The 23,655-nt window shown below is 57.1% G+C and carries 14 protein-coding genes; 12 read left to right on the plus strand and 2 right to left on the minus strand.

All coding sequences use genetic code 11. The features are described 5' to 3' along the window. The 4 genes from BF99_RS0117195 to BF99_RS0117235 form a co-directional block, all read left to right on the plus strand. Positions 1-2,681: 2-oxoglutarate dehydrogenase E1 component (locus BF99_RS0117195; RefSeq protein ID WP_025772069.1), on the plus strand; the 2,681-nt coding region annotated here is incomplete at its 5' end. A 228-nt stretch (positions 2,682-2,909) separates the two neighbouring features. Then, positions 2,910-4,325, plus strand: a complete 1,416-nt coding sequence (gene sucB / locus BF99_RS0117205; protein ID WP_025772072.1) for a dihydrolipoyllysine-residue succinyltransferase — start codon at positions 2,910-2,912, stop codon at positions 4,323-4,325. A gap of 121 nt (positions 4,326-4,446) precedes the next feature. Then, the gene (gene lpdA, locus BF99_RS0117210; protein WP_025772073.1) at positions 4,447-5,871 is read left to right on the plus strand and encodes a dihydrolipoyl dehydrogenase; all 1,425 of its coding nucleotides are present in this window, start codon (positions 4,447-4,449) and stop codon (positions 5,869-5,871) included. Positions 5,872-6,968: 1,097 nt separating this feature from the next. Continuing rightward, positions 6,969-10,595 (plus strand): hypothetical protein, encoded by a 3,627-nt coding sequence (locus BF99_RS0117235; RefSeq protein WP_156013436.1) that lies wholly within the window; start codon positions 6,969-6,971, stop codon positions 10,593-10,595. Positions 10,596-11,074: 479 nt separating this feature from the next. Here BF99_RS0117235 and BF99_RS0117255 read toward each other — a convergent pair whose 3' ends face one another. After that, on the minus strand, positions 11,075-11,215 hold the full coding sequence (locus BF99_RS0117255; protein ID WP_156013438.1) for a hypothetical protein: 141 nt from the start codon (positions 11,213-11,215) through the stop codon (positions 11,075-11,077). 58 nt (positions 11,216-11,273) lie between these two features. Here BF99_RS0117255 and acnA point away from each other — a divergent pair, with 58 nt between their 5' ends. The 8 genes from acnA to BF99_RS0117300 all read left to right on the plus strand — a co-directional run bounded on the left by acnA (position 11,274) and on the right by BF99_RS0117300 (position 22,046). Next, entirely contained in the window at positions 11,274-13,973 is a 2,700-nt protein-coding gene (acnA, locus tag BF99_RS0117260; RefSeq protein ID WP_025772078.1) for an aconitate hydratase AcnA, read from the plus strand. A gap of 170 nt (positions 13,974-14,143) precedes the next feature. Continuing rightward, the gene (locus BF99_RS0117265; protein ID WP_025772079.1) at positions 14,144-14,434 is read left to right on the plus strand and encodes a DUF1244 domain-containing protein; all 291 of its coding nucleotides are present in this window, start codon (positions 14,144-14,146) and stop codon (positions 14,432-14,434) included. Then, positions 14,431-15,915: an adenylosuccinate lyase gene (purB, locus tag BF99_RS0117270; protein ID WP_025772080.1), complete on the plus strand. Its 1,485-nt coding sequence runs from the start codon at positions 14,431-14,433 to the stop codon at positions 15,913-15,915. The genes BF99_RS0117265 and purB overlap by 4 nt, the downstream gene beginning before the upstream one ends. A gap of 150 nt (positions 15,916-16,065) precedes the next feature. Then, positions 16,066-17,574: an aldehyde dehydrogenase gene (locus BF99_RS0117280; protein WP_197019207.1), complete on the plus strand. Its 1,509-nt coding sequence runs from the start codon at positions 16,066-16,068 to the stop codon at positions 17,572-17,574. An 86-nt stretch (positions 17,575-17,660) separates the two neighbouring features. Continuing rightward, positions 17,661-18,677 carry a low-specificity L-threonine aldolase gene (ltaE, locus tag BF99_RS0117285; RefSeq protein WP_038098898.1) on the plus strand — a complete coding sequence of 339 codons (1,017 nt, stop codon included), beginning with the start codon at positions 17,661-17,663 and terminating at the stop codon, positions 18,675-18,677. Between the two features lie 26 nt (positions 18,678-18,703). Continuing rightward, complete coding sequence (locus BF99_RS0117290; RefSeq protein ID WP_025772084.1) at positions 18,704-19,561, plus strand: AAA family ATPase; 858 nt, start codon at positions 18,704-18,706, stop codon at positions 19,559-19,561. A gap of 19 nt (positions 19,562-19,580) precedes the next feature. Beyond that, positions 19,581-20,762 carry a vWA domain-containing protein gene (locus tag BF99_RS0117295; RefSeq protein ID WP_025772085.1) on the plus strand — a complete coding sequence of 394 codons (1,182 nt, stop codon included), beginning with the start codon at positions 19,581-19,583 and terminating at the stop codon, positions 20,760-20,762. 69 nt (positions 20,763-20,831) lie between these two features. Continuing rightward, positions 20,832-22,046 (plus strand): AAA family ATPase, encoded by a 1,215-nt coding sequence (locus BF99_RS0117300; RefSeq protein ID WP_025772086.1) that lies wholly within the window; start codon positions 20,832-20,834, stop codon positions 22,044-22,046. Between the two features lie 188 nt (positions 22,047-22,234). Here the strand turns inward: BF99_RS0117300 and BF99_RS0117310 are convergent, their stop codons facing one another. Then, positions 22,235-23,569, minus strand: a complete 1,335-nt coding sequence (locus BF99_RS0117310; RefSeq protein WP_081759335.1) for a GIY-YIG nuclease family protein — start codon at positions 23,567-23,569, stop codon at positions 22,235-22,237. Positions 23,570-23,655 lie beyond the last annotated feature (86 nt).

A 23,655-nucleotide genomic window follows, 5' to 3' on the forward strand; every position in this document is an offset into this window, starting at 1 on the left:
GATTGGAGGCGGGCGATGCCTCGGATGCCTCGGTCGCAAAGACCGGAGGACTCGGCGAACGACCCGAAAAATCCCCGGGGGAGCTCTCGACCTTCGCCGAGAAGCAGATGAAGGTCCTGTCTTTGATCAACGCCAACCGTTATCGAGGGCACCGGGAAGCCAACCTCGACCCCATCGCTCTTTATCAACGACCCCGAGTGCCGGATCTCTACCCCGAGCATTACGGACTCGAGAACGATCTCGATCAGGTATTCAATACCGGCACTTTATATATCGGCAAACCGGAAGCGACCTTGCGCGAGATCTACGACTTGGTATGCGATACCTATCGGAGATCGATCGGGGTGGAGCTCACCCATATCACATCCACCGAACAAAAGCGGTGGGTGCAGCAACGCCTCGAATTCTGCCGCGGAAAGCCGGGGTACGACGCCCGCAAAAAACGCGATATCCTGCGTTGGGTGACGGCGGCCCGCAAACTGGAAGACTACCTTCACCGCCGCTATCCCGGGCAAAAACGCTTTTCCTTGGAGGGAGCCGAAGCCCTGATCCCCTTGATGGACGAGATCATCCAAGGGGCCGGTTCGCGCAGCGTTCGCGAAGTGGTGATCGGCATGGCCCACCGCGGACGGCTCAATGTTCTGGTCAATATTCTGGGCAAGCATCCCGCTTCCCTTTTCGGGGAGTTCGAGGGCAAGAACGATTTGCATGCCGGATCCGGCGATGTCAAATACCACTTGGGATTTTCATCCTCGGTGGCCAGCCCCGGGGGGCCGGTGCACTTGGTCTTGGCCTTCAACCCCTCTCATCTCGAAGTCATCAATCCGGTCGTGGAGGGCTCGGTGCGCGCGCGGCAGGAGCGACGCGGCGATAGCGAGCGCAGCCAAGTGCTGCCGATTTTGATCCACGGCGATGCCGCCTTCTCCGGTCAAGGGGTCGTTACCGAGACCCTCAACCTCTCCGAAACCCGGGGCTACGGCACCGGGGGCACCGCGCATATCGTGATCAACAATCAAATCGGTTTCACCACCAGTGACCCCCTCGATTCTCGCTCGACCCTTTACTGCACCGATGTCGCCAAACTCATCCAAGCCCCGATATTTCATGTCAACGGCAACGATCCCGAGGCGGTGGTCTTCGTCGCCCTCCTTGCGCTCGATTTTCGAATGCGCTTCAACAAAGACGTGGTGATCGATCTGATCTGCTACCGCCGATACGGTCATAACGAGGCCGACGAGCCCTTGGCCACCCAGCCGATGATGTACAAAAAAATCCGATCCTTGTCGGGGGTACGCAAGATCTACGCGGATCGCTTGGTCGCCGAGGGCGTGATCGAAGCCGACGAGCCCGATGCGATGTCGCAGGCCTATCTTTCGGGGCTCGAAGAAAACCGCACGATGTCAAGGCCCTTGGTCGAACACCCCGATATCGAGCAATACCTTCCCCATTGGGCACCCTATCTCGATACGAACTGGCGGCATCCGGCCGATACCGGTGTCACCATCGAACGGATCGAGCGCTTGGGCAAGAAATTATGCGAAGTCCCCATCGAGGGCTTCGAACTCCACCGCAGCGTCAAACGCACCATCGACGCCCGGGCGGAAATGATCGCCGGCAATCGTCCGCTGGACTGGGGATGTGCGGAAAATCTGGCCTACGCCACCTTGCTCGAAGACGGCTACTCGGTGCGCCTATCGGGGCAAGATAGCCAGCGCGGAACCTTTTTCCATCGCCATGCGGTACTGCATAACCAACTGCAAAGGGTCACTTGGACCCCCTTGGAGCACCTTTTCGAAGGACAACCTCGAGTGCGAATCATCAACTCCCTCCTTTCGGAGGTGGGGGTGCTCGGCTTCGAATACGGCTACTCCACCGCCGAACCCGAAGGGTTGACGATATGGGAGGCGCAGTTCGGGGATTTCGCCAATGTGGCTCAGGTGATCGTCGATCAGTTCTTGAGTTCGTCGGAAGCCAAATGGGGGCGCTTCTCAGGGTTGGTCTTGATGCTCCCGCATGGCTACGAGGGACAGGGACCCGAACATTCCTCCGGCCGCTTGGAGCGCTACCTGCAGCTGTGCGCGGAGGAAAATATGCAGGTCTGCGTGCCGAGCACCCCGGCGCAAATGTTCCACCTCCTTCGGCGACAGATGCTGCGGCCCTATCGCAAACCCTTGGTCATCATGAGCCCCAAGAGTCTGCTACGGCATCGAATGTCGATATCGAGCCGAGAGGATCTTTGTCGCAATGGCTTCGAAGTGCTGATCGACGAGGTGGACGATCTGGATCCGAATCGCGTCACCCGCTTAGTGCTCTGCACGGGCAAGGTCTATTACGACCTTCTCGCCAGAAGACGAGAGGCCGGTTTGAAACATGTCGCCATCGTCCGGGTCGAGCAGATCTATCCCTTTCCCGATGCGGAAATCAAAGCCGCCCTCGATGCTTGGCCAAGAGCGATGGATGTCTGCTGGGCACAAGAAGAGCCGCGCAATCAGGGAAGTTGGTTCTTCATGCTGTCGAGGCGACACCTTGCAGGCTGCATAGACGGCGGGCGCACCTTGGGCTATGCCGGACGCGATTATTCCGCCTCCCCCGCCGCCGGCTATCTGGGCCTCCACAAAGAACAACAGCACGCTCTGGTCGAAGAGGCATTGGGTCTGCAACCGGCGCGCAAGATCGCCTGATATGTCGATGACAAAAACCATTGCGACCCGCTCGCTCGGCCCATTTTCCAATGACGATCGAGCGTTCGATGCCAACGAGCGAAATCGATATCCTCTTAGAAGCGATCGCGAACGAAATGATCGCGCGAAAAGAAACCCGGCGAGCGCCCCTTTGCCGAAAACCTCTTCGAAGAGACTTCTCTTCGACGATCCCGATACCTCGCACAAGATGATGAGGAGAACCATCAAGTGAGCATCGAAGTCAAAGTGCCCACACTCGCGGAATCGATCCCCGATGCGACCTTACTGGATTGGCGCCGACAACCGGGCGACGATGTCGAGCAAGACGATATTCTGATCGAGCTGGAAACGGACAAGGTCGTGCTCGAAGTACCCGCGCCCATCTCCGGGAAGTTGGTGGAGGTGCTACGGCAAAAGGGCGATATCGTCCAAAGTGGCGAGGTTCTCGCCCGCATCCAATCCGAGGAGGAGCGGGCGCACCGAAGCGATGACGGCACCGATGCCTTGGCGGACGATGCACACGCCATCGACGCGGCGGCCACTCCGGCACCATCGGCAGCCGCACCGGCAACCCAAACCGAAAAACACCCCCAAACCCCGCCTTTGAGCCCGGCGGTGCGGCGCATCGTCGGCGAGCACGATCTCGATCCCGCTCGCATCGAGGGTAGCGGTCCCAATGGGCGGATCACCAAGGCCGATGCGCTGGCCGAAGTCGAAGCCGGGGCTGCGGATCCGATGCCCGAGACGCCGACTCATCGAACGATAACCACGCCCGCCCCGGCGGCAGCAGCGGCACCGGTATCCGATCCCGTGGCAGCGTCCGATCCCGCTCCGGATCCGGATCCCGCGCCGACACCGACCCCGGCGGCGCAGGCCAAGAGCGCCGAGCGCGAGAGCCCCGCACCCGCCTCCCCCCCACCCGCAGCGAGCGAGCGAACGGATTCGCGCAACGAACGGCGCGAGCCGATGTCGAGGCTGCGTCGGCGGGTGGCCGAAAGGCTGCTCGACGCCCAACGATCCTCGGCCATCTTGACCACCTTCAACGAAATCGACATGAGCGGGGTTTTGGCGCTTCGCTCCCGATACAAGGAGGATTTCGAAAAACGCCACGGTTCCCGCTTGGGCTTCATGTCTTTCTTTGCCAAGGCCGCGGTGATGGCATTGGAGCGATTCCCCGCGGTCAATGCCTACATCGAGGGTGGCGATATCGTCTACCACGACTACTGCGATATCGGCATCGCGGTATCTTCCCCGCGCGGATTGGTCGTCCCCATCTTGCGCAATGTCGAGAGGATGTCCTTTGCCGACATCGAATCGACGATCACGGAATTCGGCAGGCGCGCCGGAGACGGCTCGCTGTCGATCGACGATATGAGCGGCGGCACCTTCACCATCTCCAACGGCGGAATCTTCGGCTCGATGATGTCGACCCCCATCCTCAACCCTCCCCAAAGCGGGATATTGGGGATGCACAAGATCATGGAGCGGGCGATGGTGGTCGAAGGCGAGATCGTCGTGCGGCCGATGATGTACATCGCCCTGTCCTACGATCACCGCATCATCGACGGACGAGAAGCGGTGCAATTTCTGGTCTGCGTCAAGGAAGCCATCGAGGATCCGAGCCGGCTGCTGTTGAACGCTTGATTGCGCGAAGGCTCGACCCGGGACTCGATCGACGTATCGACCCGCGATCCGATCCAAGATCCGATCGACAAACGAAAACGCGATCGACGAAGATTCCAAACGAGGAAAAAACGAGGGAGCCATGCAACCGGAGCATTTCGATGTCGTGGTCATCGGGGCGGGACCCGGCGGCTATGTCGCGGCCATCCGCGCCGCCCAGCTCGGCCTATCCACCGCCTGCGTGGATGCTTGGGTCGATGCCCGAGGCAATCCCTCCCCCGGGGGCACCTGCCTCAATGCGGGCTGCATCCCCTCCAAGGCCTTGCTGGATTCCTCGCATCACTACCACAATCTTAGGCATCTTCTACCCGCCCACGGCATCGATGCGAAGGAGATCACCTTCGATCTCGCTCGCATGCAAGCCCGCAAGAACAAGGTGGTCGACACACTGACCCGCGGGGTCAAAGGATTGCTGCGCAAAAACCGAGTGGAGTCGATCACCGGCTTGGCGACCTTGAGCCAAGGAAAACGCATCGAAGTTGCGCTGCACGGGGGAAAGGGGCATCGCATCCTCGAAGGAAAGAACGTGATCCTCGCCACCGGCTCGGTCCCGATTCATATCGAGGTCGCACCGGTCGACGGCGAACGCATCGTCGATAGCGAAGGGGCGCTGGCCTTTTCCACCGTCCCCGAGCGACTCGGCATCATCGGGGCCGGGGTCATCGGCCTCGAACTCGGCAGCGTCTGGAGTCGCTTGGGCTCGAAGGTGACGATCTTCGAATCGCTGCCCGATTTCCTGCCCGCCGCCGACCGCAAGATCGCCTCCCAAGCCCTTCAATCCCTCACCCGACAAGGGCTGGATATTCGCTTGGGCTCCCGGGTGAAACGCGCCCGCGCCCACTCCCAAGGTGTCAGCGTCGATTTCGACGATCACGGCGGCGCCTCCGCCTTGGAATTCGATCGATTGATCGTCGCCGTCGGAAGGCGCGCCAATACCGAAGGCCTCGATCCGGCGGCGGCCGGAGTGCTGCTCGACGAGCAAGGCCGTATTCGAACCGACGCCGATTGCCGTACCGACGCCGAGGGGATCTGGGCGATCGGGGATGCAACCTCGGGGCCGATGCTCGCCCACAAAGCATCCGATGAAGGGGTGGCCGTCGTCGAACGCATCGCCGGAGGAGTCGGTCATATCGATCACCGCCTCGTCCCTTGGGTCATCTACACCCATCCGGAGATCGCTTGGATCGGCAGCAGCGAAGCCGATCTCACCGAAGCGGGCGTCGATTTTCGCAGCGGCTCGTTTCCCTTTTTGGCCAATGGACGGGCCTTGGCCGCCGGAGAGACCACCGGGATGGTCAGGATGCTGAGCGATGCCGCCACCGATCGCATTCTCGGGGTGCATATCTTGGCGGCGAACGCCTCCGAACTCATCGCCGAGGCATCGGTGGCCATGGCCTTCGATGCCAGCGCCGAGGATATCGCCCGCACCGTCCACGCACACCCCACCCTCGCCGAGGCCCTGCACGAGGCGGCGCTCGCCTGCGACAATCGCACCATCCACCTGTAGATCGCTCACCGACAACCGCGCGGCCAAACCGATGGCCATCGACGGATACGGGTCGTTGACATAAGAGCAAAAAGATGGGGTATTCCACGACATGAAATCGAGATGGCAAGCCGGTCAAATCGCGAAGGGATATAATCCGCAAGCGTTCATGAATCGGCCGACCTCGGGCGAATGATCCTCGATGCCTCGCTTGAGATTCATCCAAAGGGTCGATACGGGAATCTCGATCGGAGAGATTCTTCCATCAGCAAGTAAAGCGACTTCGGCCTCTCACACGATCCTCGGCACCGATACGAACGATGCAACCGATGCGATCTGCGAATAATCCTCGAATCAATTGTCAATCAATGCCATGGTCTGATTTGAAAAGGATCAATCCCATGAAATCGATCCCCCCTCGAAAATCCGCCGAGCGAAAGTCGGCGGCCGAGCGAGAGCCTCACCTTTCCGATCCATCGTTCTCGAAGTCTCTTGGGGGATACGCCTTTGCACTCCTTCGGCGGATCGCTTGCATTTCTCAAGGTAGCCGTTCCCTATCTCTATCCCATCAAAACCCGTCATCGTCTCATCGTGATGAGCGGGCAAATCTTCTCGCTCGCAAAAAGAGGCGTCGCTTCGTTCTTATGGCGTCACCTTTGCTACTCATCCTCGGTTCGATGGCTGCAGTCGATTCTGCGCATGCGCAGACATCTATACGGTGCAACAATTCGATCGATGAGGGACAGACTGCATGGGCAGTGGGATTTAGAGTAAGAGGGATTGGCGGCGTTGTGAGTACTGGAATCAGATCTACACACTCGGACATCCAAATCTGCTCTGGTAATTCCTGCGGTACATCCCAGACGTTTCGAACAAGTGGTAATGCCTCTGGTTACACCGGTATCCGAATCAGAGCCCTCCACGATAGCGATGCCAATGATGAAACCGCAACGATAGAGGCTTTAGACCGAAATTTTGTTCTTGCTAGTTGTACTATAAGAATCAATGACGATGAAGTCGCCGGGTCGATTCAGGTCACTCCAACGGGAACCTTGGAGATAGCCGAGGGTAATTCGAACACATACTCGGTCAACCTCAGTGCCAGGCCGAAATCGAACGTGACGGTCTCCATTGCCAGTAACAACTCGGATATCACCACCTCCCCTTCCTCTTTGACCTTCACCACCTCGAATTATTCAACGGCGAAAACGGTGACCGTCTCGGGGGCCCAAGATAGCGATACCGAAAATGATGGCGGCAGGGTCACCTTTTCGGCCACGGGAGGCATCATCGCCCCGAATACCACGAGGGATGTCACCGTCGTCGATGACGATGTGCAGCTTAGAATCACCAAGCTGAATGACGGCTCGGATACGAGCGTACCGGAGCTGACTTCCTTGACCGTGGCAGAAGGCGCTCAAGCGACTTTCTATGTGCGCCTGAACGCCCGACCCTCGGGCACCGGCACGGTGACTTTGACCCCCTCGCATCAAAGGATCAGCCTCGATACCACCACGTTGACCTTCGATCGATGGGGCAATACGAACAATTGGAGTAGAGGCAGGTTGATAACGGTCTCTGCAAGCCATGACGACGATGCGCAGGACAATTCATACTCTATCAATGTGACCGCGACGGGAGCGAATATCGCTGGAAAGAGCGCAACCATCAGCGTCCCCGTCACCGATGACGACGAGCCGCGTGTAAACGTCAACAAAACCTCCTTGAATCTGGAGGAAGGCGGACAGCCAGGCACTTTCAATGTGCGCTTGGACACCCGGCCTTCGTCGAACGTTACCGTGAACGTGACCGTGTCGCCCTCGAATTCATCGCTCGTCGTCGATACCGACTCGGCCGCCTCGGGCAATCAAACCGCATTGACCTTCAATCGATACGGCACGACGAAGTCTTGGAGTACAGCCCAAACGGTGAGCCTATCCGCAGCCCACGACGATGATATCGACGACGAATTCGTCACAGTCACTGTGTTACCGGCAGCCGGAAGCGGAGACTATGTCGGCGTGTACTCGCTCTTGCAGATCTCCATCGCCGACGATGACGATCCCGTGGGAACCATCGATATCACCCCGGCGGGGGCGCTGCAAATCGATGAGAGCGATACCACGGGGCAGAGCATGTCGGTCAGCCTCAGCGTTCAACCCAAATCGAATGTGCGGGTCTCTTTATCCAAGACCAACCCGGATGTGGTGCTCTCCAGCTCCTTCTTGAACTTCACTCGCTCGAATTATTCGACCGCGCAATCGGTCATCATCAGCGCCACCGACGACGACGATGCCGCCGACGAATCCGATACGGTCACCTTCTCGGCCACGGGAAGAATCATCGCCCCCGATGTGACGAAGTCCGTTTCCATCATCGACGACGAACCGCCACCGGGAACGATTGATATCACCCCCTCGGGAGCGGTATCCATCGACGAGGAAGATGCCTCGGGGGCGAACCTTTCGGTCAAACTCAGTGCCAAACCGAAATCGAACGTGACCGTCTCTCTTTCGAAGAGCAACCCGGATATCACCCTTTCCCCGACCTCTTTGACCTTCACCCCCTCGAATTACTCGACCGCAAAACAGATCACCGTCACCGCAAACTCGGACGACGATGCCGGCGACGAAGCCGGCACGATCACCTTCTCGGCCACAGGAAAATTCGACGCCCCCAATGCGACGAGAAGGATCAATATCCAGGATGACGACGAACCGGCGCTCGATCTCAAAAACGTCAACGCATTGTCGCTCGATGAAGGCGCATCGGGCCATTTCGAAGTGCGCCCGGCATTTCGACCCTCGGGAAATATCACGGTGACCGTGACCCCTTCCGATCCATCGATCAGCGTCGTTCCGAGCACGCTGGCCTTCAACCAATACGGCCAAACGAACGCTTGGAATCAACACCGAAGGGTGACCGTCACCGCCAACCATGACGATGACGCCAACGACGGCTCGTTCAGTCTTTCCATCGCCGGGTCGGGCGCGAACTACCAAGGCACGTCGGGGACCATTACCGTTGCGGTCACCGATGACGACACCCCACCTGGAGATATCCATCTCTCGGGTTCGGGGCTTTTGAAAGTGACGGAAGGGGAATCGAGCGATCTTTCCGTCTGGCTTCGCCCCGATCCGAACGCGACCGCCGTCAAGGAAAACATAACGATTTCCTTGACGAACTCCTTGCCCAATATCACCCTTTCCCCGAACTCGCTGACCTTCACCCCCTCGAATTACTCGACCGCGCAAAACTTCTCGATCCTTACCAGAGACGATTCCGATTTCGAGGACGATTTCGACAAGATCACCCTCGAAGCATCGGGAGGAATCATCGCATCTTCAGTGACCCGCACGCTCATCCTCATCGACAGCGATAGACCCCCGGTGGGAGATATCGTGGTTTTCGATCCCCAGATCCCCCCCCTCGCCGAGGGAGACTCGGTGAGCGTCGGGGTCCGTCTTTCGAAGGCCCCGGTGGGGAGCGCGACCATTTCCCTCCTAAGCGATCGGCCCGACCTCACCCTCTCTCCGTCCTCCTTGACCTTCACCTCTTCGGATCACTCGATCACGCAGCCGGTCTCGATCGTGGCCAACGAGGATGAAGACGACACCGACGACAGCGCATTGATCACGATTGAAATCTCCGGCGGGGGGTTCAGCGCCTCTCGCATTTTCACCGGGGTTTCGATCATCGACAACGACAAGTCCGGGCCGCCCCCGTCGGTCCATAACTACGACGGGACGTTGATCATCGCCCCCGAGGGGGATCTCGAGATCGACGAGGGGGGAGAAGGTGCCTTCCAAATCCGTCTGAGCGCAAAACCCATCGGAGAAGTGCCGGTTCGGATCTCGAAGATCACGGATGCTTCGGGAGTCGGGATTTCCCGCAGAGATATCGCCTTCACTCCCTCGGATTGGAACGAGGATCAAACGATCCGGGTGAGCGCCCATAAAGACTCGGATACGGACGACAGCATCCACACCTACCTCTTTAGCTTCGAGGGTAAGAGCCTGCTCAAAGATGTCATGGTCAACGATATCGACCGGGAATCGTTGAAGGCCCAAGCCCTCGCCCTCCCGCCACCGGATGCGAACGATGGCATCACCCTTCGAATCCGATGCAGGCAATCCACTCCTTGCATGGTCTCTTTGGATTGCGCCGCTCAATCGGACGGGTCGATCTATCAAGGCGCCCTCCCCGAGCCGATCCCCGCCTATCAAGCAAGATCTTATACGGCGCAAGATATCCAAGGTTTCATGGGAGGAAAGTCCTGGGCGGGCAAAGGCCGGCTGGAATGCTCCTTGCGCGGCAATGCGAGGATCGGGGCCCAGGTTTGGACGCGCTCGGGCAACGGGGTTCTCGTCAACAACAGCGCGCTGATTCGAAGCGTCCGCATGGACGGGGTTTATCGAGCGGATATCGAATCGATTCCCTCACCGGATTCCTCCGATGAATCGAATATCAGGATTCGCTGCAACTCGGATGTGGGGGATTGCCTCGACACCTCCTTCGTATGCTACTTGGATGACGGAAGAAGGCTGACTCCTTGGCATTTAGGGCAAATCGAACGACGGATGACACGGCACCTGCAATCTGCAGAGATCGCCTCGAATATCGGATACCGGTGGAAGGATTTGGGGCTTGGCTGCGAGGTCAGTTCGAAAGGAAGATTCACCTTGCAGGTGCTGACCCGGACGGGCGGCGGCGGAGCCTTGGTCAACAACAGCGCGGGCGGCTGAGGGCGAGGCCTGCTTGTATGTAGCGCACGACTGTCGGCCATCGGGGGAGATTGAAGACCATCGGAAACGATCCCGAAATTTTGGGAATCGATATTCGATCCCGGGCATCTCTCGCGCTTCGAACGCATCCGGCGAAGTGATATTCATAACCCCCGATCAAGAAGATCCCGATCGGGGTCAAGCCTTGATCGACCGAGGCTCGATCGATTTCGAGCCTCGGCGGTGGCAATCACCGAATCCCATCGCCATAACTCGCTGCAATTCATCTCATCGACGCTCTTTCTAAGGCATCGATCCTCATGCGGCCCTTCTTTGGCCGATGGGGATGAATCCCCCATCGGCACCGGTTGCACCGTTGCCTTGGGATTCGAATCGCTTTGTTCCCCAGCGATTTGGAATGCATCGAAACGACTCGCTTCATCCCCATAAAACGCATTGTTGGATCAAGTCTTGACTCGATTCTTGAATCGGTTCTTGAATCAGCACCTCAGAACCCGTTCCGAGACGGGGAAATCGAGAGAAAAGAGTGATTTTTCGAGGCCGTCCACGCACTCGACAATCAATACGTTGACCCTCGATATCGAAACGCCCTCGATGCCGGTGATATGATCGTGTTTCATCCCTTTACCCCGTGGCTCTTGTCCGGCAAGAGCGAATCCAACCGAAGGCGCAACCATCATGGCCGATTCATTCAACGCCCGCTCCACCCTCGATGTCGACGGCGACCATTACGAGATTTTCCGACTCGATGCACTGGCGAATCGCTTCGATCTTTCACGACTGCCTTTTTCCTTGAAAATCCTGATCGAAAACCTGCTGCGCCATGAGGACGGCGTCTCCATCACTCGCAGCGATATCGAAGCCCTCGCGGCTTGGGATCCCACCGCCGAGCCCTCGGTCGAAATCGCCTTCACCCCTTCGAGGGTCCTGCTGCAGGACTTCACCGGCGTCCCCGCGGTGGTCGACTTGGCGGCGATGCGCGATGCGATGCGCAATCTCGGCGGAGATCCGGAAAGGATCAATCCCCTTTCACCGGTCGAACTCGTCATCGACCACTCGGTGCAAGTCGATCGATTCGCCAGCCCCGACGCCCTTGCGCGAAATACCGAGATCGAATTCTCGCGCAACCAAGAACGCTACGCCTTCCTCCGCTGGGGTCAGCAAGCCTTCAGAAACTTCAAGGTCGTACCGCCGGGTACCGGCATCGTGCACCAGATCAACCTCGAGCATCTCGCCCGAGTGGTTTTCGATCGCGATCACGAAGGCGTCTTGCGGGCCTATCCCGATACCGTCGTCGGCACCGATTCCCATACCACCATGGTCAACGGTTTGGGAGTGCTCGGCTGGGGAGTCGGGGGGATCGAGGCCGAGGCGGCGATGCTCGGCCAGCCGATCTCGATGCTGATCCCGCAGGTGGTGGGCTTCGAACTCACCGGCACCTTGCCCGAGGGGGCCACCGCCACCGACCTGGTTCTGACCGTGGTGCAGATGCTACGAAAACGCGGAGTGGTCGGAAAGTTCGTCGAGTTCTACGGCGAGGGGCTGGATCGCCTTCCCTTGGCGGATCGCGCGACCATCGCCAACATGGCTCCGGAATACGGCGCGACCTGCGGCATCTTTCCCATCGATGCCGAAAGCCTCGCCTACCTGCACCTTTCCGGCCGCTCCAAGAAGAAGATCGCATTGGTCGAGGCCTACGCTCGCACCCAAGGAATGTTCCGCAACCCCGAAGACCCCGCCGCCATCTACACCGATACCCTCCATTTGGATATGAGCGAGGTCGAGCCCTGTATTTCCGGGCCGAAACGACCGCAAGATCGAATCCCCTTGCACCAAGCCGGGAGCGTCGTCAAAGAGCATCTGCAAAAGATGCAGGGCGAGCGCGATGCCACTGATCAGCCCGATGCCAAGGGCAAGGACAAGGGCAATGGCGGTATCACCGTCCAAAAGGGGGATGCGTCCTACACATTGAAAGACGGCGCGATCGTCATCGCCGCCATCACCTCGTGCACCAATACCTCGAACCCCGCGGTGCTGATCGGCGCCGGACTCCTCGCCCGCAACGCCTTGGAGCGCGGCCTTCGCGTTCGCCCCTGGGTCAAAACCAGCCTCGCTCCGGGATCGATGGTGGTCAAGGATTATCTTGCGAAGGCGGGTCTGCTCGACGATCTGGAGGGCTTGGGCTTTCATGTCGTCGGCTTCGGCTGCACCACCTGCATCGGCAATTCCGGGCCCTTGCCCGATGAAGTCGGCAAAGCCATCGAAGAGGGCAATCTGATCGTCAGCGCCGCCCTTTCCGGGAATCGAAACTTCGAAGGCCGGATCCACGGCGATGTGAAGATGAACTTCCTCGCCTCCCCTCCCTTGGTGGTCGCCTATGCGCTTGCCGGACGCTGCGATATGGATTTTTCGAGCGAGCCTTTGGGCGAAGACACCCAAGGCAACCCGGTCTTTTTGCGCGATATCTGGCCCTCGGGAAGCGAAATACAAACAACCATCGCCGAATCGATTTCCCCTGATATCTTTCGCGCCGGCTACGAAGGGGTCTTCGACGGCGACGAGCGCTGGCAATCGATGGAAACCCCGGAGGCGGATCGCTTCCGCTGGGATTCGACCTCCACCTACATCAACAACCCGCCCTATTTCGACGGGATGTCCATGAATCCGCGCGGAATTCCCTCCATCCGCAAAGCCCGTATGCTCGCCCTGCTCGGGGACAGCATCACCACCGACCATATCTCTCCCGCCGGTGCCATCACACAAGAAAGCCCCGCCGGGCGATTCCTGCAAGAGCGACAAGTGCCGCCGCGCGAGTTCAACTCCTACGGCTCCCGGCGCGGCAACCACGAGGTGATGATGCGCGGGACCTTCGCCAACATCCGCCTGCGCAACCGGATCGCCCCCGGAACCGAAGGCGGTTGGACGAAGCACCAACCCTCCGGCGAGCAAATGAGCATTTACGATGCCGCCATGCGCTACAAACAAGAAGGCACGCCGCTGATCGTGATCGGGGGCAAGGAATACGGCACCGGCTCATCCAGAGACTGGGCGGCCAAAGGGACCTTGCTGCTCGGGGTGGCGGCGGTTTTGGTGCAAAGCTTCGAACGCATCCACCGCTCCAACTTGGTCGGCATGGGGGTTTTGCCCCTGACCTTCGTCGATGGAGAAAGCGCCGAGAGCCTGGGGCTCGATGCCGATCGAACCTACGATATCGAGGGGCTGGAAAAGGGGGCCGAAAGCGTGAAGATCATCGCAACCGCCCCGGATGGCACCCACACGGAATTCCAGGCGAAGGTGCGCATCGATACCCCGATGGAGTGGGATTACTACGAACACGGCGGCATCTTGCATTATGTCGTGCGCCAACTCGCCGCTTGATTGGCGCCTTTCGCCCCTGCCACTCCTGCCGCTCTTGTCGATAAACCCGAGTCCGAGCCCGAGACCGAGCCATTCGCATCCATCTTCGTCGGGGGTTGCCGACCGCACACTTCCGACGCTTCTGGCGACACTTCGGGCGACGCTTCGGACAAGGAATAAGGAATGACACCATGAACGATCAAACCCGCACCGAAATCGAAGCCGCCGCCTTTCGCCGTCTCGTGGAGCACCTGCGCACCCATCCCGAGGTGCAAAATATCGATCTGATGAACCTCGCAGGCTTTTGCCGCAACTGTCTTTCGAAATGGTATCGCACCGCGGCCGAGGAAAAAGGGGTGGAAATGGACTACGAAGCGGCCCGCGAGATCATCTATGACATGCCCTATCAGACATGGAAAGACCTGCACCAAGCGAAAGCCACACCCGAGCAACAAGCGACTTGGGATGCCAATCGACAATGACCTTTTCGCCCTTGGAGGTCGAGCGACCGACCATCGAAGACTCGGATCTCTCGCCTTTGACCGCCGTCTCCCCGCTCGATGGACGCTACGCCCGACGCACCCGACCTTTGCGCTCGTTCTTCAGCGAATATGCCTTGCTTCGATATCGAACGCTGATCGAGATTCGCTGGCTGCAAAAACTCGCATTGGAACCCGATATCGATACCCCCGCCCCGCCTGGGGAAAAGGCGATGGGCTTTCTCGACGATATCGTCGACAACTTCTCCTTGGCCGACGCCGAACGCATCAAAGCCATCGAAAAAACCACCAATCACGATGTCAAGGCGGTGGAGTATTTTCTACGGGAGCGCTTGTCCAAGACCGAAGATATCGCCCCCGGGCTCGATGGTGCGGATATCGCATGGCTGGACAACGCCAAGGAAATGCTCCATTTCGCCTGCACTTCGGAAGATATCAACAACCTCTCCTTCGCTTCGATGCTGCTCGATGCCCGCAAACAGGTGCTTCTTCCGCCGATGCGAAGGCTATTACAAGCCCTTCGCGAATTCGCCCGCGCCTATGCGGGCAGCGCGATGCTCGCCAGAACCCACGGACAACCCGCCTCCCCCACCACCCTCGGCAAGGAAATGGCGGTTTTCGTCCATCGCTTGGATCGGCCTTTGGATCGCTTCGCCAAGAGCCCGATCCGCGGCAAATTCAACGGGGCGGTCGGGAACTACAACGCGCACTTGGCGGCATGGCCCGATATCGACTGGCCGCGTATCGGCCGCGAATTCGTGGAGGGGTTGGGGCTCGACTGGAATTCCCATACCACCCAGATCGAACCCCACGACTTCATCGCCGAGTTCTTTCATACCCTGATCCGCTTCAATCTGGTGATCTTGGATCTCTGCCGGGATATGTGGAGCTATATCTCGCTCGGGTATTTTCGCCAGCGCCCGGTTCAAGGCGAGGTCGGATCGTCGACGATGCCGCATAAAATCAACCCCATCGATTTCGAAAATGCCGAGGGCAATATCGGTATCGCCAACGCCCTGCTCGGACACCTTGCGGAAAAACTCCCGATCTCGCGCCTGCAACGAGACCTCAGCGATTCCACCGCTTTGCGCAATATCGGGGTTGCCCTTGCGCACTCACTGATTGCCTATCAATCCTGCCTCAAAGGGCTCGAGCGCGCCGAAGTGGATGAAGGAGCGCTGGCGCGCGATCTCGAAGGACAGGTCGACGTGCTGGCGGAGGCGATCCAGACCGTCATGCGGCGTCATGGCATCGAGAACTCCTACGAACGACTCAAATCCCTGACGAGGGGCCGCAAGATCGATCGAAAGAATCTCGAGGAATTCATCGATTCCTTGCCGATCCCTCGAGACGACAAGGATGCTCTCCTTCGCCTTCATCCTGCGCGCTATATCGGGGCGGCGAAAGATCTGGCGTTGGATCTCGGGGATCGAGAGCCGAAAGAGACGAAAAACGACATTTAGGCATTCAGGCGAAAGGCCTCGATGATGGATCGATCGAACGTTTCCATCATCTCGATCCCTGTGGCGCATCGAAACCGCCCGCCACCCGCTATCGGCTTTTCGCCTACGACTTGGAAACCCTCGACCAATTTCCATCGGGAGATCACCATCATGGCCGCGAATCCGGCACTGACCGACCCTGCACTCGAACGTTTCGACATGTACATCGACGGCGAATTCGTCGCCCCCTCGTCCGGGGAATATTTCGAAAGTTTCGACCCCTATACCGCTCGCCCTTGGGCACTGATCGCCCGCGGCAACGCCGATGATGCGCAACGAGCGGTCGAAGCCGCCCATCGAGCCTTCAACGATCCGGCGTGGCGCTCGATGCACCCTTCCGAACGCGGGGCGTTGCTGCGTCGATTGGCCGAACTCGTGCGGGAAAATGCCGACCGCCTCGCCGAGCTGGAGGTTCAAGACAACGGCAAACTGCTTAGCGAGATGGCGGCGCAGCTACGCTATGTCCCGAGCATCTATCATTACTATGCCGGACTCGCCGACAAAATCGAAGGGGCGGTGGTTCCTTCCGACAAACCCGCCTTCACCTTCACCCGCCATGAGGCGTTGGGCGTTTGCGTGGGGATCATCCCTTGGAATTCCCCGCTCATGCTCACCGCTTGGAAGCTCGCCCCCGCCCTCGCTGCGGGCAATACGATGGTGCTCAAACCATCGGAATACACCTCCGCCTCCGCTTTGGAGTTCATCAAACTGATCGAGCGGGCGGGCTTCCCCAAAGGGGTGGTCAATGTGGTGACCGGCTTCGGACCGGAGGCGGGACAACCCTTGGTAGAGCATCCGATGGTGCGCAAGGTGGCGTTCACCGGATCGTCGGCGACCGGGGCGCATCTTTATTCCATCGCGGCTCGGGATATCAAGCGGGTGAGCCTCGAACTCGGCGGAAAATCCCCCAATATCGTCTTCGACGATGCGCGCCTCGACAACGCGGTCAAAGGGGCGGTGGCCGGCATCTTCGCCGCCACCGGACAAACTTGCATCGCGGGCTCGCGCTTGCTGGTGCAACGCTCGATCCACAACGAATTCGTGGATCGGCTCGTTTCCTTCGCCAAGACCGCCAAGATGGGCAACCCGATGCAGCTCGAAACCCAAGTCGGCCCGGTAACCAACCTTCCCCAGTTCGAAAAGGTTCTCGGCTATATCGATATCGCCAAGGAAGAAGGGGTCGAGACCGTTCTCGGCGGCACCCGCGCCGAACGCCCCGAATGCGGCGACGGCTGGTTCGTCGAACCCACCATCTTCACCGGGGTGCGCAACGATATGCGTATCGCCCAAGAGGAAGTCTTCGGCCCGGTGCTTTCGATCATCCCCTTCGATGACGACGAGGAAGCCGTGGCCATCGGCAACGATGTCGTCTTCGGCTTGGCGGCCGGGGTATGGACCGAAAACACCCGCCGAGCGATCATGATGTCCGAGCGTCTCCAAGCGGGCACGGTTTGGGTCAATACCTATCGGGCGGTCAGCTATGCGATGCCCTTCGGTGGCTATAAACGCAGCGGATTGGGAAGGGAACTCGGCCAACAGGCGATCTTGGAGTACATGCAGACCAAGAGCGTTTGGATATCCACCGCCGAGGAAATGGCCAATCCCTTCGTCATCGGCTGATCTTCGCTATCCCTTACCCTGCCCCTTTTCGGCCCTTTGCGGGCTGAAATCCGATTCGTCATCGAACGAAACGAGCGACTCGACCCATGCAAGCGATCGATTTCAGAAGCGATACCGTTACCCTCCCGACCGCTGCGATGCGCAAGGCGATGGCCGATGCCGAAGTCGGCGACGATGTCTTCGGCGAGGATCCGACCGTCAATCGCCTCGAGGCCATGGCCCGAGAACGCTTCGGTCAGGAAGCGGCCTTGTTCGTATCGAGCGGTACCCAAGGCAACCTATTGGCCCTGCTGGCGCATTGCGGTCGGGGCGATGAATATATTTGCGGCCACCGCGCTCACAACTATCGCACCGAGGGCGGCGGAGCGGCGGCGCTCGGCGGAATCCAACCCCAACCGATCGAGGCTCTGCCGGACGGTACGCTGGATCTTGAGCAGGTGATCGCCGCCATCAAACCGGACGATTTCCATTACGCCCGCACCCGCCTTTTGAGCCTTGAAAACACGATTTCCGGCAAGGTGCTCAAGGTGGACTATATGCAAAAAGCCCGAGATCTTTGCGATACCCACGGTCTTTCTTTCCACCTCGACGGGGCTCGGGTATGCAATGCCGCGGTCTTTTTGAAGGTGGAGCCGGCGGTGATCACCTCGCTCTTCGATAGCGTCTCGATCTGCCTCTCCAAAGGACTCGGCGCCCCCGCCGGAACGCTGCTCGTCGGCAAAGGGGATTTGATCAAGGAAGCCAAGCGCTGGCGCAAGATCATCGGCGGGGGGATGCGTCAGATCGGCATCATCGCCGCCGCCGGCATCCATGCCATCGAACATCATATCGATCGGATGGCCGAGGACCATACCAACGCCCGCCGACTCGCCGACGGGTTGATGGGAATCGACGGTATCGATATCGACCATAACGCGATCCAAACCAATATGGTCTTTGCAAAGATCGCCCCGGATCGCCTCCGATCCTTCAACGAGCATTGCGCCAAGCATCGTATTCGTATCGATAACGGCAATCCGATTCGGTTGGTCACCCATCTCGATATCGACGAAAAATCCATCGATCGCACGATCAGCGTCATCGGTGATTTTTTCCACGGCTGATATCTGCGAATATCCGGAAAAAGAACATGCAGGATTCACGCTTCGACGGCACCGACCGCTATGTCGTCACCCGGGATCTCACCATGGCGGTCAATGCCGCGGTGACCTTGGGACGACCGCTTTTGGTCAAAGGGGAACCCGGTACCGGTAAAACCATGCTGGCCATCGAGGTCGCCCGGGCCTTGCAAAAGCCGCTGATCGAATGGCATGTCAAATCGACCACTCGGGCGCAGCAGGGTTTATACGAATACGATGCCGTGGCGCGCTTGCGCGATTCCCAGCTCGGCGATCCGAAGGTGCACGATATCGCCAACTACATCGTGCGCGGAAAACTTTGGGAAGCGTTCGCCTCCGATATCCGCCCGGTTCTGTTGATCGACGAGATCGACAAGGCCGATATCGAATTCCCGAACGACCTCCTGCTCGAACTCGATCGCATGGAGTTCTTCGTTTACGAAACCCGCAAGACGGTGCGGGCAACGACCAGACCGATCGTCATCATCACCAGCAATAACGAAAAAGAACTCCCGGATGCCTTTCTAAGGCGCTGCTTCTTTCACTACATACGCTTTCCCGATGCCGACAATATGCGAAAGATCGTCGATGTTCATTACCCCGGCATCAAACAACGGTTATTGGATCGGGCCTTGCGTCTTTTCTTTGACCTACGAGAAATGCCGGGGTTGAAGAAAAAACCGTCCACTTCTGAATTCCTCGACTGGATCAAATTATTGCTCGCCGAGGATATCCCTCCCGAGGCCTTGCATAGCGAAGATCATAAAACGAGCGTCCCGCCCCTTTACGGCGCTCTTTTGAAAAACGAACAGGATGTCGATCTCTTGGAACAACTTCTATTTCTCGATCGACAACGCGATCGATCGTGAATATAGATAATCCCGATCGATGCTCATCGACTTCTTCTTCAAATTAAGGGAGGCGTCCATCCCCGCCTCCATCACCGAATATCTTTCCCTGTTGGAAGCGATGGATCGAGGAATTGGCGATCTCGGCGTCGATGACTTTTATTATCTGGCGCGTACGAGCCTGGTCAAAGACGAACGCCATTTCGATCGCTTCGATCAAATATTCGGCAGTTATTTCAAAGGCCGGGAAATCCTTTTCGATCGCATCTCCCCCGAAGTGCCGATGGAATGGCTACGAAAACTGGCCGAGCGCCATCTCTCGGAAGAGGAAAAAGCGCAAATTTCAGCGTTGGGGGGTTGGGAGAAATTGATGGAAACCCTGCGCCGGCGCCTCCAAGAACAGCGCGATCGACATCAAGGCGGAAGTAAATGGATCGGCACCGCCGGCACATCTCCTTTCGGGGCTTATGGATACAACCCCGAAGGAATACGCATCGGTCAGGATGGTTCTCGTCATCGGCGAGCCGTCAAAGTCTGGGATCGACGCTTTTATCGGAATTTCGACGATCACCTCGATCTCGACAACCGCAGTTTCAAAGTGGCATTGAGACGCTTACGCAAGTTCGCCAGAGAATGCGGCACCATCGAGGAGTTGGATCTCGACGGAACCATCCATCACACCGCTCGCAATGCCGGCCTTCTCGATGTGCGCATGGTCCCCGAGCGTCGCAATGCGGTCAAGGTATTGCTCTTCCTCGATACCGGCGGTTCGATGAGTGATCATATCAAGATTTGCGAGGAACTCTTTTCCGCCGCCTGCGGAGAGTTTCGGCATCTCGAATATTTCTACTTTCATAACTGCATCTACGAATCCCTGTGGCGCGATAACGATCGACGCCATACCGAACGCACCCCCTTTGCCGAGATACTGCGCACCTACACCGCCGACTATAAAATCATCTTCGTCGGGGATGCAACGATGAGCCCTTATGAAATCGTCTACCCCGGCGGCAGCGTCGAGCATTGGAACGAAGAAGCGGGCGCTATATGGATGCAAAGACTCCTCACCCACTACCCGAAGGCCATCTGGCTCAATCCCGAGCCGAAACGAAGATGGCCGACCACCCCCTCCATCGATATCATCCGAAAACTCATGGACAACCGGATGTACCCCTTGACCCCCGCCGGAATCGACGCCGGAGTCCGAGAACTCTTGCGGTAGATATTCAGAGCAACCGACTCGATTCCTTCGCCGGTTCGAGAAAAACACACCGCTCATAAGAGACAAGCCGTGACGACCGATAGCGAACATAATGAAGACGACATCACCCGTATCGATTCCATCAAGATAGAGAATTATCGATCCCTGAAAAAGATCGAACTCGAAAATCTCACCCCGCTGACCGTTCTCATCGGCCCCAACGGTAGCGGCAAGTCGACGATCTTCGATGCATTGGAATTTCTTTCCGAGTGTTTTTTATTCAGCCTGCGTCATGCTTGGGATAAACGAGGCCGTGCGAGAGAACTTAAAACCCGCGGCCAACACGAAGCGATCAAATTTGAAATCAAGTATCGGGAGAAACCAAGAACTCCTTTGATCACTTATCACTTGGAGATCGACGAAGAAGATCGAGGCTTGATCGTGATTCGAGAATGGATTGGATGGCGACGCAAGCCTCGGGGACGAATCTTTCATTTTCTGGATTGCAAAGACGGCGAGGGATCTATCATCGGCGGAGAGATACCTGACGAAATCGACGACAGCCTCCCGATCAAATTCCATCATCCGGATACGATAGCAGTCAACACTTTGGGAACGATGTCGGATCACCCCCGAGTGGCGGCCCTGCGAGAGTTCATCTTGGATTGGTATCTATCCTGCCTATCCATCGAAAACACCCGAAACCAGCCGGAAGCAGGATCACAAAAGAGATTGAGCAAGGACGGTTCCAATCTTGCCGATGTAATTCAGCATCTCAAGGAGCAACACCCCGAGCGACTCGATCGTATATTTTCCATCATGCGCCACAGCATTCCTCACCTCGAGCGCGCAAACGCCGATATGATGACTGACGGTCGTTTGCCGCTCCAAATCAAGGACACCCCCTTCGAACATCCGATTTCAGCCAAACATGCATCCAACGGCACATTGAAGATGCTGGCTTACTTGACTCTTCTTCACGATCCGACACCCCCAAGGTTCATTGGTATCGAAGAGCCGGAAAATTGCCTATATCCCCATTTGATGTATCGGTTAGGTGAAGAATTCCGAAGCGCATCCGAAAATTCACAGATGCTGATCACCACCCACTCCCCTTTTCTTCTCGACGCCATGAAGCCCGAGGAGGTTCGTCTTGTTCATCGAGACCCCCAAGGCTTTACCAAGGTCGTTCCTGTAAAGGATATTAAGGATATCGAAGTGTTTTTCGAAAACGGTGCGCCCTTGGGAAATCTATGGACCGAGGGTTATTTAAGCAGCCCCCTTCAAGAGAATCTCCGATGCTAGATAAGATGCTCTTCCTCGTAGAAGAAAAGCCTTTGGGAACCATCCCGATAAATAATTTGAAATACCCTATCGATAGCCATGATTGATTATCGATAAACATACCCGATCGGCCATACCGAACAAGCCCCGAAATCATGGTAGCCCCGCAAGGCTTCCATGATTCCAAGGCACTACATCATTCAATCTTCTTACTTCAGCTGATTACGCAATTTGTCCACTACATCACCGGTAGGGCCATGGATGATACTACGATAGATATTGATCGATTTAGCACCCGTGACCTCCTTGGCATAGTCATTCAGGCTCATCAACTCTTTCCTGAAACGACAAAGCCCGTTCTTTGTCAGAGTTGCCTTGGAACTAGGCTTACCCTTCACTTCCAGCCATATTTTATCACCTGCTTTCATCAGGCCTGCATCGAGAAGCCGCCTAATCCCAGTGGTCCCTAAAGTGGGCGTAGACTTCCCCGTTGGTCGCTTCGATGAACCGGCGGATTTTTTCGCCCTCTTATTCTTGTTGGTAGTTTTCTCGTCGATTGCCGATTCGAATCGCACATCCAACATTTTTTCTTCAAGCTGTTTGATGGTTCGCTTGGCACCATCCTTCCATGATATCAAGCCATTCCTCATCGCCCCCGCAAGAATAGACGCAGCGGCCGAGGGACTCTTGAACAGAACATCCTCATTGAATTCAATATGCTGTTCTTTCTCTATGACTTTATTTTTCCGTATCAGTGATTGACGCATATCCTTCCATTCCGGTCTCAGCGACTGTGCCTGTTCCTTCTTGCCGATCGATCCTTCAAGGATCACGAAACCGAAGCCTTGATAAATTCCTTCTCCTTTAAATCCACGCCCATGAAAATGGAAACGACGAGGTTTTTCAGCCAAGTTGTCTTGTGACTGAGTCCCTTCCTCCGAACCTTTCTTTCGCAAGGTTTTTGGTTTCTCAAGAGGGATATCTCTTTTCTCCCTCTCTGCGGAAGGTCGTATAGAATCCATATAGGGAAATCCAATGACAGTAAGAATATCTTGAGCGTGATTCAGATATCTTTCCGTCGGTCCCAACTCTGATCGAGATGACTCTATAGTAGGATCAGATTTTTTATTTTGTACATTCATGAGCATCGCTCGTTTAGCATCACGCACTTTTTCAATCATGAGTAACTCCAAATCTTTGATCTTTGCTTTATCAAAATTCTTACCCATATCGGTGAATATGAATGCCTTCGTCCAATAAAAATCTTTGATTTTTTCTTCCAATTTATAAGAATGATTTCGCAGACGTCCCTGAACATTCGAAGACTCCCCGATATAAATCTTCGGGGGATCGTCATCGTCCAGCAGTAAATATATTCCATGACGGCCACACTTTTCCTTCCAATCGGATGAAAGCAGATCCCTGATATGGGATCTAGGACAAACAATGACCGTTCCACTCCAATTATCATAATCAATTCGCATGATGCCTTTCGATGAGTCATCGTAAAGATGAATCGAAATTTCTTTTCTTTCTTCAATCATGCCTCTTTCTCCAAGGATATTATGAAAATACCGAAGGCCCGGAAAAGGCCTCGTCCCAGCACTTGAATTCCATCATGAAGCAACGA

Origin of the sequence: Thioalkalivibrio sp. HK1, assembly GCA_000583135.1 — a bacterium.
In the GTDB taxonomy this organism is placed as follows: domain Bacteria; phylum Pseudomonadota; class Gammaproteobacteria; order HK1; family HK1; genus HK1.